The 18,741-nt window shown below is 37.1% G+C and carries 13 protein-coding genes; 8 read left to right on the top strand and 5 right to left on the bottom strand.

All coding sequences use genetic code 11. The features are described from left to right. Positions 1-491 (bottom strand): Ig-like domain-containing protein (locus tag MWU84_RS12755; RefSeq protein WP_246901862.1); only part of this gene is annotated, 491 nt, incomplete at its 3' end. Between the two features lie 827 nt (positions 492-1,318). Here MWU84_RS12755 and MWU84_RS12750 point away from each other — a divergent pair. The 4 genes from MWU84_RS12750 to MWU84_RS12735 are packed head-to-tail and all read left to right on the top strand — an operon-like array spanning position 1,319 to position 7,619. Further along, entirely contained in the window at positions 1,319-2,452 is a 1,134-nt protein-coding gene (locus tag MWU84_RS12750) for a DegT/DnrJ/EryC1/StrS family aminotransferase (protein WP_246901861.1), read from the top strand. Then, positions 2,449-4,404 carry a nucleoside-diphosphate sugar epimerase/dehydratase gene (locus MWU84_RS12745; protein ID WP_246901860.1) on the top strand — a complete coding sequence of 652 codons (1,956 nt, stop codon included), beginning with the start codon at positions 2,449-2,451 and terminating at the stop codon, positions 4,402-4,404. The genes MWU84_RS12750 and MWU84_RS12745 overlap by 4 nt, the downstream gene beginning before the upstream one ends. Positions 4,405-4,440: 36 nt before the next feature. After that, positions 4,441-5,220, top strand: a complete 780-nt coding sequence (locus tag MWU84_RS12740) for a polysaccharide biosynthesis/export family protein (protein ID WP_246901859.1) — start codon at positions 4,441-4,443, stop codon at positions 5,218-5,220. 23 nt (positions 5,221-5,243) lie between these two features. Then, positions 5,244-7,619, top strand: a complete 2,376-nt coding sequence (locus MWU84_RS12735) for a tyrosine-protein kinase family protein (protein ID WP_246901858.1) — start codon at positions 5,244-5,246, stop codon at positions 7,617-7,619. A gap of 1 nt (position 7,620) precedes the next feature. On the opposite strand, the gene MWU84_RS12730 is transcribed toward MWU84_RS12735, so the two are convergent. Next, on the bottom strand, positions 7,621-8,361 hold the full coding sequence (locus MWU84_RS12730; RefSeq protein ID WP_246901857.1) for a CpsB/CapC family capsule biosynthesis tyrosine phosphatase: 741 nt from the start codon (positions 8,359-8,361) through the stop codon (positions 7,621-7,623). Between the two features lie 130 nt (positions 8,362-8,491). Next, entirely contained in the window at positions 8,492-9,232 is a 741-nt protein-coding gene (locus tag MWU84_RS12725; protein WP_246901856.1) for a CpsB/CapC family capsule biosynthesis tyrosine phosphatase, read from the bottom strand. A 414-nt stretch (positions 9,233-9,646) separates the two neighbouring features. On the opposite strand from MWU84_RS12725, the gene MWU84_RS12720 reads away from it, so the two are divergent. Further along, positions 9,647-10,957: a phosphoribosylamine--glycine ligase gene (locus tag MWU84_RS12720; RefSeq protein ID WP_246901855.1), complete on the top strand. Its 1,311-nt coding sequence runs from the start codon at positions 9,647-9,649 to the stop codon at positions 10,955-10,957. Between the two features lie 36 nt (positions 10,958-10,993). Beyond that, complete coding sequence (locus MWU84_RS12715; protein ID WP_246901854.1) at positions 10,994-11,443, top strand: GNAT family N-acetyltransferase; 450 nt, start codon at positions 10,994-10,996, stop codon at positions 11,441-11,443. 863 nt (positions 11,444-12,306) lie between these two features. Here MWU84_RS12715 and MWU84_RS12710 read toward each other — a convergent pair. Together MWU84_RS12710 and MWU84_RS12705 are read right to left on the bottom strand one after the other, a co-directional pair. After that, a complete protein-coding gene (locus tag MWU84_RS12710; protein WP_246901853.1) occupies positions 12,307-13,575 on the bottom strand; it encodes an MFS transporter in 1,269 nt (422 codons plus the stop codon). Positions 13,576-13,680: 105 nt separating this feature from the next. Continuing rightward, the gene (locus tag MWU84_RS12705; protein ID WP_246901852.1) at positions 13,681-14,259 is read right to left on the bottom strand and encodes an alkylphosphonate utilization protein; all 579 of its coding nucleotides are present in this window, start codon (positions 14,257-14,259) and stop codon (positions 13,681-13,683) included. Positions 14,260-14,461: 202 nt separating this feature from the next. Between MWU84_RS12705 and MWU84_RS12700 the strand changes: the two genes are divergently transcribed. Further along, positions 14,462-14,851 (top strand): pyruvate kinase, encoded by a 390-nt coding sequence (locus MWU84_RS12700; protein WP_246901851.1) that lies wholly within the window; start codon positions 14,462-14,464, stop codon positions 14,849-14,851. A 750-nt stretch (positions 14,852-15,601) separates the two neighbouring features. Beyond that, complete coding sequence (locus MWU84_RS12695; RefSeq protein ID WP_246901850.1) at positions 15,602-18,697, top strand: TonB-dependent receptor; 3,096 nt, start codon at positions 15,602-15,604, stop codon at positions 18,695-18,697. Positions 18,698-18,741 lie beyond the last annotated feature (44 nt).

Below are 18,741 nucleotides of genomic sequence, written 5' to 3'. Positions count from 1 at the left end.
CTTCCACCAGTGGCATATTGGCCGAAGCCTTCAGCTCCAGGGAAAGCCTTCAATCCGCCCATCTCCACAGGTTCTTCCGTTGTAGGGGTTTTGTCAGTTACGGTCACGGTTACCGATCCGGTTTCTGTTGTAACTGTATTATCAGGATTGGTTACAGAAGCGGAATAATCGAACTCATCGCTTCCTGTTTGGTCGGTATCCGGAGTGTAGGTTATGGTGTTATCATCGTTAACCACCGCAGTACCCATTTTAGGGGGTGTTACCTCGGTAATGGCTACTTTTTCAGGTTCTGAAAAAGAATCATTACTTAAGGGGGCAATTACAATTGGATTGTTGGCCAGTGTAACAACCACATCATTTACTAAAAAAGATTGCGGATTTTCCACTACATATTCTGCCAATAAATCGGAATCCTTGTTACAGGAGGAACTTAAGATTAGGACAAAACATACTAGGGTCACTTGTAAGAGATTCGTGGGGTGAAATTTCATAAGTTAGGACATTAATTTAATTGTTACATGCTTGGGTTGTGCAATATTATTTATTTTTACCACATCATCGGCAAAAGACCTACTATTTTCGATGAAATGCACAATTCGGGTGCAATGATGGTGTTACGTTTGCTTTTCGTAGTTTGGATTTTTGAAAGTGATATTTTCGATGAAATGCACTTTTTTTTAAGATATTTTAGTATTTCCAACACCTAGTCAATAATTTTTAGAAGATTTCCTTTCAAATTGTCGTACTGTTTTAAAACCTTTTATGATGTAAGGGTTGCGATGTGTATTTCTGTTTTTTAAGGAACTTTTGTGCTAATGTGTTAATTGGGCGAATTTTTTACAAAAAAAATGGAATTGTATATGTTAAAAGTATTCTTCAATACGGATATGACAGGTAGACCAGATTTAATTGACGATATAGTGTCTTATTTTGATTTATTTTTTTTGCAAAAAAAAACGTAAAGTGAAAAAATAGTTTTGGTCAGGGATTTATTACGATAAGATACCAATTAATCTTGCCCAGCCAGCCTTTAGTTAAGCTGATTGGATTGACATAAATAGTTCTCAAAAAGTTTTGGTTTAGGGTATAGTGGTTTAATACCAATGCAATTTTCGGAATCTAATGCTTAAGGGTTGAATAAATGTTGTTACTTATTGTATGTGAAAGTATTTGAAGGGTAAATATTTTGGTTGAATTTGTTTTTTAGGGTAGTTAAACGATATTTTTTATTCTTAAACGAAATTAAAAGCCATAATGATTTATTACCGAAAAGTATATTTATTTTTGTTCTAGAGATTTCAATAAACCCTAATTTTTAATGACCATTACTACTTCGAAAATTTGGCTTTCCTCCCCGCACATGGGGCAAATGGAACAGCATTATGTGAACGAGGCTTTTGATACCAATTGGGTAGCGCCCTTGGGGCCCAATGTAAATGGTTTCGAGGCAAGTATTGAAAACTATTTGGATAATGAGGTAAATGTTGCAGCCTTAAGTTCGGGCACAGCGTCAATTCACATAGGTTTGGTGTTGCTTGGGGTATCAAAGGGTGATGAGGTAATTTGTCAAAGTTTTACTTTTTCCGCTTCCGCCAATCCAATTTGCTATTTGGGAGCCAAACCAATATTTGTAGATAGTGAGAAGGATACTTGGAATATATCACCTGTTTTGTTGAAAAAAGCTATTGAGGACAGGATTGCAAAAGGTAAAAAACCAAAAGCTATTATTGCGGTCCATCTGTATGGAATGCCCTATAAGGTTAATGAAGTAAAGGCTATTGGTGAACAATTTGGTATTTCTGTGTTGGAAGATAGTGCAGAAGCCTTGGGGAGTACCTATAGAGGCGTTAAATGTGGCAGCTTTGGAGATATTGGTGTATTGTCTTTTAATGGAAATAAAATAATCACCACTTCTGGGGGTGGGGCCTTGGTTGCAAAGAATAAGAAATATAAGGAAAAAGCGATCTTTCTAGCAACTCAGGCTAGGGATAATGCCCCACATTACCAACACTCCGAAGTTGGTTATAATTACAGAATGAGCAATGTGCTAGCCGGAATTGGAAGAGGGCAAATGGAAGTTTTGGACGATCGTGTGGCGGCCAGAAGATCTAATTTTGAATATTATAAACAAAAAATGGGGCATATTTCAGAAATTGAATTTTTAGAGGAAATGCCGGAAATGTATTCCAATAGGTGGCTTACCTGTATTTTGACACCATCTGTACAAATTCGTGAAAAAATACGCTTAGCTCTGCAGGAAGTTGACATAGAATCCCGACCTTTATGGAAGCCAATGCACTTACAGCCTATATTTGAAAATTGTGATAATTATGTTGATGGCACGTCTGAAGATTTGTTTGACAGAGGTTTATGTCTTCCCAGTGGTTCCAATCTGCAAATAGGGGATTTGGACCGAGTAATTGAAGTAATTGAAATAACAATGACCAAATGATACAACACTACTTAACCAATAGGGCACAAAAATATACTTCCAAATGGATCGTATTGGTGATCGATTTAATGTTGGTGTCAATAACCTTTGTGTTTTCCTATCTGATCCGTTTTAATCTCACACTAAACTTTGATATTGATAAATTACTATTGCAGCTACCTGTTATAATAGCAATTGGTGCAATATCTTTTTTAATAACCGGTTCTTATAAAGGTGTAGTGCGACATACCGGTGTGCGGGACGTTTACAATATCTTTAATGCCATTTGTTTGTCCAGTATCATTACTATTTTTATGGTGATCCTTAATCGAGAGATGGATTATATGGAGGATTTTACTGTTCCTTTATCTATTATTATCATACATAGTTTATTAAATTTTATCGCCTTAACGATATCGCGATATGTATTTAAGACAGCCTATTATAATTTTGTGAAGCAGTTTAAAATCACTAAAAATGTTATTATTTACGGGGCCGGGGAATCTGGTATCCTAACTCAAAATGCCTTGACTGGCCATAGTGGTAGTATTTCCAAAGTAGTGGGTTATATAGATAAGGATTATGAAAAAGTAGGTAAGAATATTAATGGGGTACGGGTATATGGTCCAGAGGTACTTACAGACTATTTTATAAAAAGCAACAATATATCCGAGATTATTTTTTCTATACAGAACATAGATCACAATAAGCTTAGACAATTGGTAGAAGAATTAGTGGATTTCCCAGTTCAAGTAAAAATTGTACCTCCTATTGAAGATTGGATCAATGGTGAGCTGAAAATATCCCAGATTAAGCAGGTACAGATCGAAGACCTTTTGGATCGAGTGCCGATCAATATCAAGAATAAGAGAATAGCCAATGAGCTTAGGGATAAGGTAATCATTGTTACCGGTGGAGCAGGTTCAATTGGTAGTGAACTGGTAAGACAGATTGCCAATTGTGAATATAAATCCTTAATTGTTATTGATCAGGCCGAATCTGCGTTGTACGACTTGCAGCAAGAATTAAAGCAGAACGGGTTCCATAATTTCATTCCAATAGTTGGGGATATACGGGATAAAAATAGAATGTCTTCTATTTTTCAGGAATATAAGCCCAATATGGTGTTCCATGCAGCAGCTTATAAACATGTGCCGCTTATGGAGTATAATTCCTACGAGGCCATTAAAATTAATGTGGCAGGTACTAAAGTTATTGTAGACCTGTCATTGGATAATAATGTGGATAAATTTATTTTTGTTTCCACTGATAAGGCCGTTAACCCGACCAATGTGATGGGAGCCACTAAAAGGATAGCAGAAATGTATATTAGCTGCGCCGAACAATACAAGAAGACGAAGTTTATTACCACCAGATTTGGAAATGTATTAGGGTCCAATGGTTCCGTAATTCCCCTGTTTAAAAAACAAATAGAGAAAGGTGGTCCATTAACGGTTACCCATAAGGAAATTACTCGTTATTTTATGACCATACCTGAGGCTGCACAGTTGGTTTTGGAAGCTGGAGGAATGGGGCAAGGGGGTGAAATCTTTATATTTGATATGGGGGATTCAGTAAAGATTTTTGACCTTGCAAAAAATATGATCAAATTATCCGGGCTCAGGTATCCGGAAGATATCGATATCAAAATTACGGGGCTTAGACCTGGGGAAAAATTATATGAGGAACTCCTGGCCAATGGGGAAGATACTATGCCTACATATCATAAGAAAATAATGATCAGTAAATCCAGGGAACTGTTTTATGAGGAGACCAAATCCAAAATCAATGAATTGTGTGTATCGAACATGTTTTTCAATGAAAACACGGTGAAGTTGATGAAAGGGATTGTTCCTGAATATGTTTCAAATAATTCAGAACTTTGTAAACTGGATAAAAAGGAGTCCAAACCCATAGAGGAACCTAAGGTTGCAGCCCAAACAATCCTTACGAAGAAAATTTTACAGTCCTAAATTTTCATTATACTTGTATTAGAAATCCGCTAAATTATGTTTAAAAACACGAAAATTATAGGCTTAAGAGCTTTTGCCTTAGTTGTATTTACTGTATTATTATCCTCCTGTGGATCTAAAAAAGATGTGGTTTATTTTCAGAATGCCAGTACTTTTGAGACAATAGTTAGCGATAATTCCAATTTAAACCGGTTTAAGATTGACGATGTAATCAGTATTAATGTTTCGACCTTAGACCCGCAAGCCAGTGTGCCTTTCAACATTATGAAAGGTTATGTGGAGGGAGGAATGAGACCTGAGGAGTTGGATTATATCATTGATAAAAACGGTGAAATTGATTTTCCGGTTTTGGGCACTATCAAATTATTGGGACTTTCGCCAGGTGAGGCCAAAACCTTGTTAACCGAGCGATTAAAGGATTATTTAAAGGATCCGATTATTAATATTAGATTAAAAAATTTCACCGTTACTGTATTAGGTGCCGTTAACAGGCCAGGTACTTATCCTGTAAATGGTGAGCAAATAACAGTACTTGAAGCTTTGGGTTTGGCCGGAGACCTAAACATCAAAGGGATGCGCGAAAATGTTATGGTTATCCGTGATTTTAATGGAACTAAAGTGTATACTCGAATTGACCTTACTCAAAAAGAAGTCCTGAACTCGCCGGTATATTACCTAACTCAAAATGATGTGGTGTATGTTGAACCCAATAAATCACTAATTGCCTCCGCAACCCTTGATAGTAGGTCTTCCATAGCATTATCCATAGCTTCAATTATTATTACCACTACCGTAGTGTTGATTACCAGAAATTAAATACAATAAAATTATTGATTATAATGGGTTTAAACTCTCAAAATCTGTTCTCTGAACCAGGGTTAAAGGAAATTATTACAAATTATACTAAGCATTGGAAATGGTTCGGACTATCTGTTCTGGTGGCATTGGCATTTGCCTATGTAAAACTAAGATATTCTGTTCCAGAGTATGCGGCAGAAGCTAAAATTCAAATTTTGGATGATAAAAATTCAACATCTGAACTTAGCACCTTTCAAGATTTGGGAATTGTGCCTGGGGGTGCAAATAAGGTAGAAGATGAAATACAGATAATAAATTCTAGGTCGAACTTTATTGAGGTGGTAAAAAAGTTGGGCCTAAATGTGAAAATTACCTCCTTAGGAAAGATTCTGGATTCGGAAATATATCAAAATCCGCCTTTTAAGGTTAATTTTATCGCCAAGGATTCGATTGTCAATAATGCCAAATTTGGCTTTTATCTTACTCTATCCAATGCAACAACTTTTGGATATACAGAGCAGGAAGACATGCCTTTAAAGGCATATGCCTATGGCAAAAACATAAACACCCCAATAGGGGATATTGTTATTACTCCAAATGTTGCGGATATTACAGGTTATACGGACAAAAAGTATATGGTCAGTGTTACCCCGGTTGTAATGGTAGCGCAACAGTATCAAAAGAAGGTTATAGTGTCACCGGCATCGGAATATTCCAATATTCTCAATATTTCGTTGAACGATCCTATTCAGAAAAAGGCGAATGATATTATAAATACATTGATTCAGACCTATAACGACAATGCCATTGAAGATAGAAAAACCATTGCAGATAGAACTTCCCAATTTATTAATGACAGAATTACCGATATTTACTCTAACCTTTCCGTTCAGGACCAAAGTGAGGAAGACTACAAGGCAGGAAGGGGTATTACCGATATAGCTTCACAGGCTAACGTTAATTTAACGGTAAGCGCCAGTAGCCAACAAGAACTGCAAAATACTGCTTTACAGTTGGACATAGCTTCTTCAATGAAGGACTTGGTAGAAAATCAGGAGGGTTATGATATTCTCCCTTCCAATGTAGGTTTGTCTGATCCTACTATTGCCAATACAACGGCTAGATACAATGAGTTAGTCGCAGAGAGGAACCGTTTATTAAAAAGCTCCAATGAAAAGAATCCGATCATAGTAAATTTGGACCAACAATTGGAGGGATTAAAAAGAAGTATGCAATCCAGTTTGGGGAGCATGACCAATAATTTGGGATTACAGGTTAATAGCCTTAGTAGTCAATTATCCAAGGTGAATTCCAGATTATATGCTGCACCCAAAAATCAACGTGCTTTAAGGGATATTGGTAGAAAACAGGAAACTACGGAGTCTCTTTACCTGTATTTACTTCAAAAACGGGAGGAATCACAGATTTCATTTGCATCGGCCAAACCCAAGTCGAAAATTATAGATCAATCCTATAGTGTGAGTCCAATGCCTGTGTCTCCCAATAGGAAAATTGTTTACTTAGCATTTTTTATTATTGGCCTTATGGTTCCTTTTTCTGTTATCTACGCCAATGATTTATTGGACAATAAAGTGCACAGTAAAACTGGTTTGGAGAAATTAATTAGAGATATACCTGTATTAGGGGAACTTCCAAAGCTGGGTAAGAAGGAAGCAAAGCTAGTGGGTAAGGATGATCGTTCTATATTGGCAGAGTCCTTAAGAATTATAAGGACCAACTTGGACTATATGATTAAGTCCAAAAGTAAGGATGGTAAAGGAAATTTGATCTATATCACCTCCTCGGTTCCTGGAGAAGGGAAAACATTTCTTTCCTCTAACCTTTCCATGATTTTTGCCAGTACCAATAAAAAAGTACTTCTAATTGGGGCAGATATTCGAAATCCAAAATTATACAGTTTCTTTAAGAGTAAAAATATCGACGAATTGGGTGGCTCAACAAGAAATAGGGATACTGGATTAACGGAATATTTGTACGATAAAGATTTGAATATTAAAGAAATTACACATTCCATGTTGGTCCATTCCAATACCATTGATGTTATATATTCTGGAAAAATACCTCCCAATCCTGCTGAACTTTTAATGAGCAGTCGAATGAAAGAATTATTGGAAGAGGTTTCTGGGAAATATGACTATGTTATAGTAGATACGGCGCCTTTGATGGTAGTTACGGATACTTTATTGATTACAGAATATGCGGATCACATTATTTATGTAACCAAAGCTGGGGTTACGGAGAAGAAAGTACTGGACTTCCCGGTAAAATTAAAACAGGAGGGAAAATTAAAAGGATTATCCTTTGTTGTGAACAATGTAAAGGTGTCCAATTTGGGGTATGGTGGTTCTTATGGCTATGGATATGGAAAATCCCATAAAAAATGGTGGCAGTTCTAGTTTAATAGAAATCGCCTATCGTTTTTTCAATAACAGGATAAAGCAATTTCATGAGATTTTTACTAAGTTGTAATTCTTTTATACTTCGTAACTGTTGTTGGTTATGAACATCCGAAGCTACATAATCTATTAATCCGTTTTGTAGCAGTTTGTGAGCCTTTCTTTGTACGTCTTTCCCATAGAATTGACCCAAGGATAATAGATTCATCTGAAATAAAATTCCATTTTTCTTATATTTTTGAAATTTAGAAGAGTCTTGATGTAGGAAGGAATATCTTTCGGGATGGGCCAGAATTGGGAAATACCGATGGGCGGCTATATTTAAAATTGCCTCATCAAAATTGATAGGGGGTTGTAAATATGACATTTCTATCAATAAATAATTATTTCTTAGCGGCATAACTTTTTCTTGCTCAAGAAGGTTGTCAAAATTGGAATCTATCATATGTTCCGCAGCAACATCCAAAGTGATTTCTTCCATGTCTTCACTTAAAAGCGTGTCCTGTAATTTTCCATATGCAGCGTGGATAGTGTCATAATTATTGGGGTAATAATTATGCATGATATGGGGGGTGGCAATAAACTTTTTTACACCAATATCCGAGAACCCTTTAATAAGATTAATGGAGTCCTCCACGGTTTTGGCACCATCATCAATTCCAGGTAGAATGTGATTATGTATGTCTATAAAATTTTCAAGGTAGTCAACAAGGAATTTTTTCTTTTGAAAAAAATAAAACATGTATTTAAATTTCCGGCAAATGTAAGATATTATTAATTATTATTAATGAATATGCATTAGGGCAATTGTGGTTTTGACTACAAAATTGAAGTGGATATAAGTGCCTTTTGGTCGGTATTAAAAAGAAAATTTAATAGAAAATCTCCACGTTCCTAATTAGAATGGGGATTAACTTATTCAAGGTACTATTACTTATTTTTATGTCTTTAAGTAATTCCAATTGCTTTACATTGTGTATGTCCGTACCCGCAAAGTCTATATAATTGTCCATCAGAAGTTTTTTCGCGATTTTTGACACTTGCTTACCATAATAATTGCTAAGTGATAGTAAATTTAATTGAAGAAAAATTCCTTTGGATTTAAATTCTAGATATTTTTTGTAATTATTATGAAGAAAAAAGTAGCGCTCTGGATGGGCTAATATTGGATTATAGCCCTTGGTCGCTATTTTAAAAATTGCTTGGTCAAAGTTGATCGGGGATTGCAGAAAAGGCAGTTCTACCAATAAAAATTTATTGCGAATCGGGGCTACAAGTTTTTGGTCCAATAAGTTTTCAAAATTGGAATCTATCATATATTCCGATGATGATTCCAAGGCAATGTGCCTTAGTCCTAATTGCAATAATTGATTTTGAACCTGGTTATGTGCGGAATGAACGCTTTGGGTTGTATTTGGGTAGTAATTTTGATTTACATGGGGAGTGGTTATTATATGCGTAATGCCAATTTCATTAAAACCGTTTATTATATCCAAGGAGTCCGAAATATCTTTAGCCCCGTCATCGATACTAGGTAGGATATGACTATGGATATCTACGAAGTGTCCTAGATAGTCTACCAGAAATATTTTCTTATTTAGTATTTGGAACATTTGTAGTAGTTGATATTTATGAAGTATATCAATTTGATAAATACTTGGGTTGGTCAAAACCAATTTATGGTCTTTGTGCGACTCGTATGGGTCTAAAATTGACTATAATTTTGTGTCCTTTATTTTTATTAGATATTTAATTTTCGCATATATTTGTTTCAAATTTATTCGCTATTGGGCACTAGCTTGGTATATTGAAACCTACACTCCAATTCGGGCATATCATTGTTATGCTGAACCGTCCCAAACATTGGACGCCGAATTACATTAACGAAAATTTATTAGAATTGTTTTGTTTTAGAAGGGAAATAGCTGGTTTTCAGTCTATTTTACATTTGAAAACTTTACTTTGTACATTGTGCTTTCTAATAAATTTGCTAACTAATTCTTAAAAAATTAATATATCTCAATAAATTGAAAAAAGAGAAATTAAAAAGTCAAATAGAAATTAAACGAAATTTCTTGATCGTATCCCGATGGGGGGAAACATTGGATATGGCGGTAGCCATTTTAAACGAAGGCCACTCCGTAAAGATGTACATAGAGGATAAGCCTTCTAGGGAAATAGGCTATGGCTTTGTGCAAAAGGCCAAAGATTGGAAAAGTTATATTGATTGGGCAGATGTCCTAATTTTTGATTATACCGGTTACGGCAAAATTTGTTCGGAATTAAGGGCAAAAGGTAAATTGGTTGTGGGAGGCACGGAGTATTCCGATCTTTTGGAATTGGACCGTAATTTTGGACAGGCGGAATTAAAGAAGCATGGCATAAAAATATTACCATCCAAAGAGTTTTTTAATTTCCAGGATGCTATAGACTATGTTAAGGCAAACCCCAATGCCTATGTAATAAAACCTTCAGGGGAAACCCAAGAATATAAACAATTGTTGTTTGTTGGTAGCGATGATGAAGGCTTGGATGTTATTCGAGTTTTAAAGGCCTATGAGAAATCATGGGGAAATGATTTTGGTAATTTTCAATTGCAACGCAAGGTAAAAGGGGTGGAGGTGTCCGCGTCGGCCTATTTTAACGGGAAGGAATTTATTTATCCTATAAATATTACTTTCGAGCATAAGAAACTTTTTCCCAAAGAATTGGGCGTGTCCACGGGTGAGATGGGATCCAGTATGTTCTGGACCAAGGATTCACCTATTTTTGAAGCGACTTTAAAAAAGTTTGAAAGTTCTTTGGCCAAGGGTGGTTTTATTGGACAATTGGATATTAATTGTATTGTCAACGGCAATGGAATATATCCCTTGGAATTCACCTCGAGGTTTGGATACCCACAGATATTCATACAACGAGCGGGAATTTTGGAACCATTAGGAAACATGTTTTACAAGTTGGCATCTGGAGAGAATTTTAGGATCAATGTTAGAAAGGGATTTCAGGTTGGGGCCTATATGGTTGTACCCCCTTTTCCCTTCGAGGATAAAAAGACCTTTGAGCTATTCTCTAAAGATTCTGTCATCGTATTCAAAAAGGATATGAAAGATGGAGTGCATCCCATGCATCTTAAAAAAATAAATGATGAATGGCTTATAACGGGAAATACTGGTATTGCCTTATTGGTCACAGGTACCGGGCTCACTATGAAAGATGCTCAAAAAATGATGCAGAATAGGATAAGTAATATCATTATTAATAATGTATACTATAGGACGGACATTGGGGATAGGTGGTCCGATGATTTTGACCGCCTCTGGTCCTGGGGCCTCTTGTAGGAAGTGGCGAGCGTTTGTACATGCAAATTACTTTATATGGAGTTAATGGATTTAGGACTTAACGGGCGTAATTATTTTAGTATTCTACCGGAAGAATGGCAAGACGTCATTGAATCCGTATGGGAGGATTACAAGAACAATGCGAGTATATATGTATTTAAAAATGGTTTGGACATCACGGCCGGCGGCATTGTCTTTAGGTCAGCACCTCCCAATATGACGGATTTTGAACTTGAGGAGTGGCAAAAATACGTTGCCGCTAATTTTCATTATATTGGATTTTTATTTGTCGATCCCAAATATCGCGGTAAGTCCTTGGGTTCAGAATGGCTTACTGCCTTAAAGGACCAATTTCCCGACCAATCTTATTGGCTGACTATAGAGGAGGAGGGATTAAGGTCCTTTTATGAAAAGAATGGATTTAAATGTGTATCCCAGAGCATGGATAATGATAACCCAGAATGGATACTTGTTTATGAACCATGATATAAAAAGGGACCAGAATCAATTGTTGTGTTTTTTCAAAAAAAAGGAGATAAATGTGATTAGTCTTGTTTTTTGATCCTTGGTTTTATTTATTCGTAAGAATCGAGTAATACTTACGTTGAAATTATGTTTTCATTTTACGCAATTCGTTTTATTGTTTTTTATCGGTTTTTGTAAATCTCCGATTTCTATGCTGTCCAGTGAAATAGATTGACTAAGTTCATTAATACGATCTTCTTTCATTTTCTTTGCTTGTCCAAAGAAACCGACGCAGGAGGTTCATGAATACCTTAATGTACAATAAACAGGTAATGAATAAAACGAAACAAAAGAAAAGACACTTCTTCGCTAGGTGGTCCATAAAATCTTGGGATTTTATGGAACGATGCCATGGCCTAAATTATTTCCAAGGCTTCAATAATTCTTTACGGCCCTGTCATCTCCAACACGGAAGAAGAAGGAGACAACAACGAACTTTAGAGACAATGTTCAAGGGTATTCAATAATTTATCTATACTACCTAGGTTAACGGGGCCAAGGAATGGCCTATTTTCAATTTCGTCTTAAATCAAGTAGTTTCCACATTTTGTGAAGGAAGGCGTCCAAAGAGCATTTCACCATAGTGAAAGCGGCCTGGACGGTGCGGCCGCGGAAAGTGTGTAGATTTAAAGAAATTTAAAATCAGCCTAGCGTTTTTTGGTTCGTTTTTTTGGCGATGCAAAAAATGAACAGAACACCAACTTTGGGATAGTTTATTTTATCTTTTCCAATTCACATACAGCTTTTGTGATTGATTATAAAAAGGAGTAAGTTAGTTGTAAGAACAGATCCATATATCCTTTTGATACTAGCAAAGCTGACAATTACTCGCTGTTTTCATGTTTCTCCAAATCTTTTCTCAGATCCAGTTTTCTAAAAGTAGGGGAGATGACACCGGTGAACACTACCGTAATTAAAGTCATGCAACCGCCAAAAACGACAGCAGTGACCGTTCCCATCAATTTTGCGGTAAGTCCGCTTTCGAAGGCGCCCAATTCGTTGGAAGACCCAACGAACATAGAATTCACTGAAGCTACCCTACCACGCATATGATCTGGCGTCCTTAATTGTAAGATAGTTTGTCTAATGATCATAGAAATTCCATCGGTAACACCACTAAAAAAAAGTGCTATTACGGAAATCCAGAACGAAGTGGAAAGTCCAAAGACAATGATACATAGGCCAAACCCGAAAATGGACCCCAGAAGTTTTAATCCCGCGTGTTTATTTAAAGGAAAATAAGCGGAGGTAAACATAATTATCAAGGCTCCCACGGCCGGGGCTGCACGTAAAATTCCAAATCCCTCCGGACCCACTTTAAGTATATCCTGGGCATAAATGGGCAATAGCGCTATGGCCCCACCAAAAAGTACGGCAACCATATCCAAGGTTATGGCTCCCAGAATAATTTTGGTGCCAAATACAAATTTCACCCCCTCTTTTAAGCTTTTTATTACTGGTTCCCCGATATTGGGGTTCAAAATAGGTTTCTTTTTAATTTTGGTCAAGATAAGGAGCGCCATTAAAGAAAAGGCAAAAATGAGGCACATGGACCAGTGCACTCCTATCAAATTTATGCTAAATCCTGCTAAAGCTGGGCCTAGAACAGCGGCCATCTGCCAAACGGAGCTACTCCAAGTAGCGGCATTGGGATATACTTTTTTGGGGACGATCAATGCAAATAGCGAAAATATGGTGGGCCCCAAAAATGACCTCACAATACCGCCTAGAAACACTAAAAAATAAATGGAATACAAAATCGAGTTTTTGGACCAATCCTGTACAATTTGTGGCCAGGTGAGCAAAAACAATCCCAAGCTTATTATAGAAAAACCTAAAATGCATTTAAGAAGCAATCCCTTTTTTTCCTTTTGATCCACTATATGACCGGCAAACAAAGCCAATGATACAGCGGGAATAACCTCCATGAGTCCTATCATGCCCAGGGATAGGGGATTTTTGGTCAGGGAATACACTTCCCATTCTATAACCACAAATTGCATGGACCAAGCAAAGACCATGGCAAACCTGACCAACAAAAAAACGTTGAATTCCTTATATCTCAGCGCGGCATAGGGGTCTCTATTTGCCATGAACCGTTAAGTATTAACCTAGGTATTAAAGTATATTCCCTTGTTGGACAATATTTAATACTATTGCCAACCAGGATTCACATTTCATTTATTGGTAAACAAGAATTATATTTTCTTAACAAATTTTGTTAGAATAACAATTTGTTGGCCATCTACTTTACCCTCTATATATTCCGCATTTTCATGATCAAGGGAAACACGTCTTACAGCGGTACCTCTTTTGGCAACCATACTGGACCCTTTTACCGGTAGGTCCTTGATAAGGACAACACTATCACCTGCTTCAATAACGGCACCATTACTGTCACGATGTATTATTTGATTTTCCGAAGGAGCACCTTCACCAGTGGCCTTGGCCCATTCCAAATCATCCTCCTCCAAATACATCATATCCAGCAGATCTTGAGGCCACCCTTCCTTTCTTAGTCTGCTTAACATTCGCCAAGCGATAACTTTTACTGGGGTATGTTCACTCCACATGCTATCATTTAGACATCGCCAGTGGTTGGGATCTGTGTTATCCGGGTTTTCAATTTGGTCCTTACAGATTTCACAAACCAATAAATTTGCTTCCAAACCTGCATTTCTTGGTGGTTGAACTTCAAATACACTTAATTTTTCTGTACTGGTACATAGCTCACATTGGTGATTGCTTCTTTTGCCCAATTCCCTTTCAATATTCATTGTAATAGATTTTATAGGGACAAATGTAAACGAATTGAATAAATGGTTGCCAAGGAAATGAAAAAAATGGGCTGATAGGTTTTAGTGAAAACCAAATTAAAACTCCAATTCAAACTATTCTTTTAAAGTGGTATTGTTTATAACTTCTGGAAGCCAAACTTTATTTAAGTGGGATTGACGTTTATTTTTGTTTCCTTTTTTTATGGAAGACTTAAAAGTAGGGGATAAATTATATAATGTAAGTCAAAACGGATTTGGAGATTTTTTTAGGTATTCTTTTTCGGAAGTGGTACGGCTTACCAAGACTTTGGCAATTTTGGAAAATGGGGTTCGATTAAGAAATAAACCGGTTAGGTCTTTGATCAACGACGAGATCGGTTATGCTATTGCTACCAATAGATGGGTGTATTGGCATATTGTGTCCGATGATATTTTGCATAAAGCTGAAAAAGAGAATGAAAATATTGCCATACACGATTGGTTTCGGGATCGTTCCTTTAATTTTTTAGAAAAAACAATGATCTATAATTTGTTTAAGGAAAAAGGGATTTTGAGAGGGGGTAAAAGAACCTATATTAAGACCAATAAATAAATAAGAAGAAATAAGTCCAATAGTTGGCAAAATATAGTGATTTGGATTAAAATCATTTTTGTGCCTTAGACCTATTTGCTCAAGTTCAGTTATGTCTGAACTGTTTTGCACTTCACGGTATGCGGCCTATCTGTTTCAACAACCGTTAAATTATGGAATTTATTCTTTTTGAATAGGAAAAGGATATTATGTGTAATTCATTGATCGCTACATAAATTCAATGCTTAAAGGAAGAAGGCTAAACACCTTAAGTGCATTTGTGAAAACAGAAACTTTTACTTGATAATTTAGATTAAAACCTCCCCGCCGGTAGGCAGGTGCTCCGATACTTACCAGCCCGAATCCATTCAGATAGGCCTGTCCCTATCCGTTCAGGCGGGCTTGCCCCGAGGTACTTTACTGTAAACGAGAATTCTTCTAGAATATAACTCTGAAGTTTTTGGGTCAGTTATTCTATGATTCCAATTTAATTTTGAAGCACCACTAGGTGCCACTCTTTTAATATATAAGCATTCTCCAACAAACCAATTTATACTCCCTGTGGAATATCTGAAAAGGGAGTAAAATAGTCATCTCTATACAAAATATACTTATCGACATATATAATTTGCCTTGTTAAAAATTTAACATGGCAGACCAGCATAGTACAGGATAGTTAGCGCTAGTAGCCTTTATATATTTATGAAATCCTTAATTATCTGTTAATTTTTTGAGGATTGCTAATCTAACTAAACTAAATAATTCGAGATTATGAAGAAAAGAATTTACAGGGTTTCTCGGAAATTCCTTTTTATTTTATCAGTGCTGTGTGGTATTGCTATGCAGGCACAAGATGTAACTGTAACCGGTACGGTGGTTTCGGCAGACGATTCCTTAGGATTGCCAGGGGTCAATGTGGTTGTGAAGGGCACAACAACGGGAACAGTGACAGATTTTGATGGAAACTATAGTATTGTTGCTCCTAATGCTAACAGCACTTTAGTATTTACTTACATTGGTTTTACTTCTCAAGAAATACCAATAAACGGTAAAAGCCAAGTAGATGTAACAATGGCCGAAGATGCTGCTGCTCTAGATGAGGTAGTAGTTGTAGGCTATGGTACTCAGATTAAAAGACAGGTAACTGGGTCGGTTTCCACCATTCAGGCCGAAGAGCTTGCTGATATCCCGGTTTCCCAAATTACCCAAAAAATTCAGGGTAGGATTCCTGGAGTTCAGATTAATCAAAGTACGGGAAAGCCAGGACAGGGTATGTCGGTACGTATTCGTGGGCAACTATCCGTTTCTGGAGGAAGTGATCCATTGTATGTGGTTGATGGCTTCCCCATTTCTGGTGGAATCAACAATATAAATCCGGATGAAATTCAGGATATTTCTATTTTGAAGGATGCGGCTTCCACTTCACTTTACGGTTCCAGGGCTGCCAATGGTGTTGTGTTGATTACTACCAAAAGTGGAAAACCCGGTGAAACCAGTATAAGTTTAAATGTTTCAACCGGTATGCAGAGCGTTCCTGATAGGGGACGGATAGAGATGATGGATGCCGTTGAATTTGCTCAATTTAAAAAGGAATACTATGAAGATCAAGGGGATCCAGTGCCCGATATTTTTCAGAATCCTTCCCAATATGAAGGCCAGACCAATGATTGGTACGATGCAATGCTTAGAACTGCTCCCATGACCAATTACAATCTGACGATTACTTCCAATAAGGAAAAATTGCGAACTTCAGTTGTTCTAGGCTTCTTTGATCAGGAAGGTGTGGTCTTAAGTTCAGATTATAAGCGTTATTCACTACGTGCGAATTTGGATTATAACTTATCGGACAAGGTCCGGATTGGCGTGAACATAGCTCCAAATTATATCTTGGACAATATACCGAGAACAGATGGAAGCCGCGGTACTGGGCTCCTTTTCAATGCCTTGCACACCTGGCCCATCATGCCTATCTACAATGAGGACGGGACCAGAACTGAATTCAATAGATTTCCGGCAAATACTGGTAATATCTTCTCATATGCCAACTGGCTCAATTCCGCAGAAAGAATTCAAGATGGATCCAAGGAGGTAAATCTTTTGTCCAATGCCTATATTGAATACGAACCAATTGAGGGACTTAGTATTAAATCCAGTCTGAATGCAGAATTGTACAATGACCAATATGAATACTTCAGTCCAACTAATGCCACCTATGCCATCAATCGTCCTATCCCGACCAACAACGAGGCTGTTTGGGATGAGCGGACTACTTTTTCTTGGTTGAACGAAAACACGGTCAATTATAATAAAAGTATTGGAGACCATACCTTCTCTGTTCTGGGAGGTTTTACCTATCAAAAATATCGTATGGACCGCAGTAGGGTTGCGGCCAGTGATTTCGCAGATGACAGATTACCCAATATTCAGGGAGCGGTAAACATTAATAGGGGCGGCACTTATGATCAAGTTCAGGAATGGAGTTTAGTATCCTTTCTTTCTAGGCTTACCTATAATTACAAAGGAAAATATTTATTGACAGGCTCTATTCGTAGTGATGGATCGTCAAGATTCGGTTCCGACAATAGATGGGGTACCTTTCCATCGGTATCTGCGGGTTGGATTGCCTCGGACGAAACTTTTTTAGAGAATGTGGAGTCCATTTCACTTCTTAAACTTCGTGCAAGTTATGGTGTTACCGGAAACAACAATATAGGTAACTACACCCAGTACGCTTTGATCGACAATACCGTGAATGCTGTATTTGGTAATGATTTTGCACCTGGTTCTGCGGTTAATTCACTCTCCAATTCCAATTTGGGATGGGAAACCACAAAACAGTTCGATATTGGATTGGACTTAAGCCTCTTTAATGATAGGGTATCCTTAGTCTACGACTATTATACAAAAAATACTACCAATCTATTGTACAACGTACAAGTTCCAAGGGAATCCGGTTTTACCAACTTCAGCGACAACATTGGTGAAATAAAGTTTTGGGGTCATGAATTTGGTGTAAACACCGTTAATACTACAGGTAAATTCAGGTGGACCACCAACGCCAATATATCCTTCAATAGAAATGAGGTAGTAGCACTAGCAGAAGGTATAGATAGGGTTTATGGTCCAGGTGGATGGCACATCACCAAGGTGGGGGAACCCTTTGGGCAATTTTATGGACATTTATCCGATGGGGTTTATCTAAATCAGCAAGATTTGGACAGCTCACCTCAAGTTCCGGGACGATCCACTGTGGGTAGTATAAAATTACTCGATGTGAATGGTGATGGGATCATTACCCGAGGAGGGGACAATGACGACCGAGCTATTATGGGCAGTCCATTTCCCGATTTTAACTATGGTATCACCAATACTATTAACTACGGTAATTTCGATTTTTCCGTAGTGGGTACTGGTTCTTATGGTAATGAATTACTCGTTAGACACTTGTACAGTACCACAAACTTGGATGGGGTATTTAATCTTTTAAAAGATGTAAAATACAGGTTCCGATCCGTTGAAAATCCAGGTAGGGGCTTTTATGGAACTACTGTTGGTGGTGGAAATGTTACCGGTATTGAAAGAGACTGGATCAATGACCGCTTTGTGGCAGATGCCTCGTATTTCAATATTCGAAATATCACTTTAGGATATACTATTCCTAAAATAGATAAATATTTCAAGTCGGCCAGAGTATATGGCTCCATTCAAAACGTTCATATATTCACCAAGTATTGGGGCGGTCCGAACCCTGAAATTAGCGTGCAGAACAATGGAGAGGGAGATGGTGGAAACCTTGCTTCCGGAGTAGATATTTCCGGATATCCGGTTCCGCGTATATTTAGTTTAGGTTTAAATTTAAACTTCTAAATCGAAAACTATTATGTCAAAAAATATTTCACTTTCGACAAATT

The organism is Arenibacter sp. F20364, from assembly GCF_023015905.1.
Taxonomy (GTDB): Bacteria; Bacteroidota; Bacteroidia; order Flavobacteriales; family Flavobacteriaceae; genus Arenibacter.
Note: the sequence above shows the minus strand (reverse complement) of the source record. Positions and strands in the feature narration are given on the sequence as shown.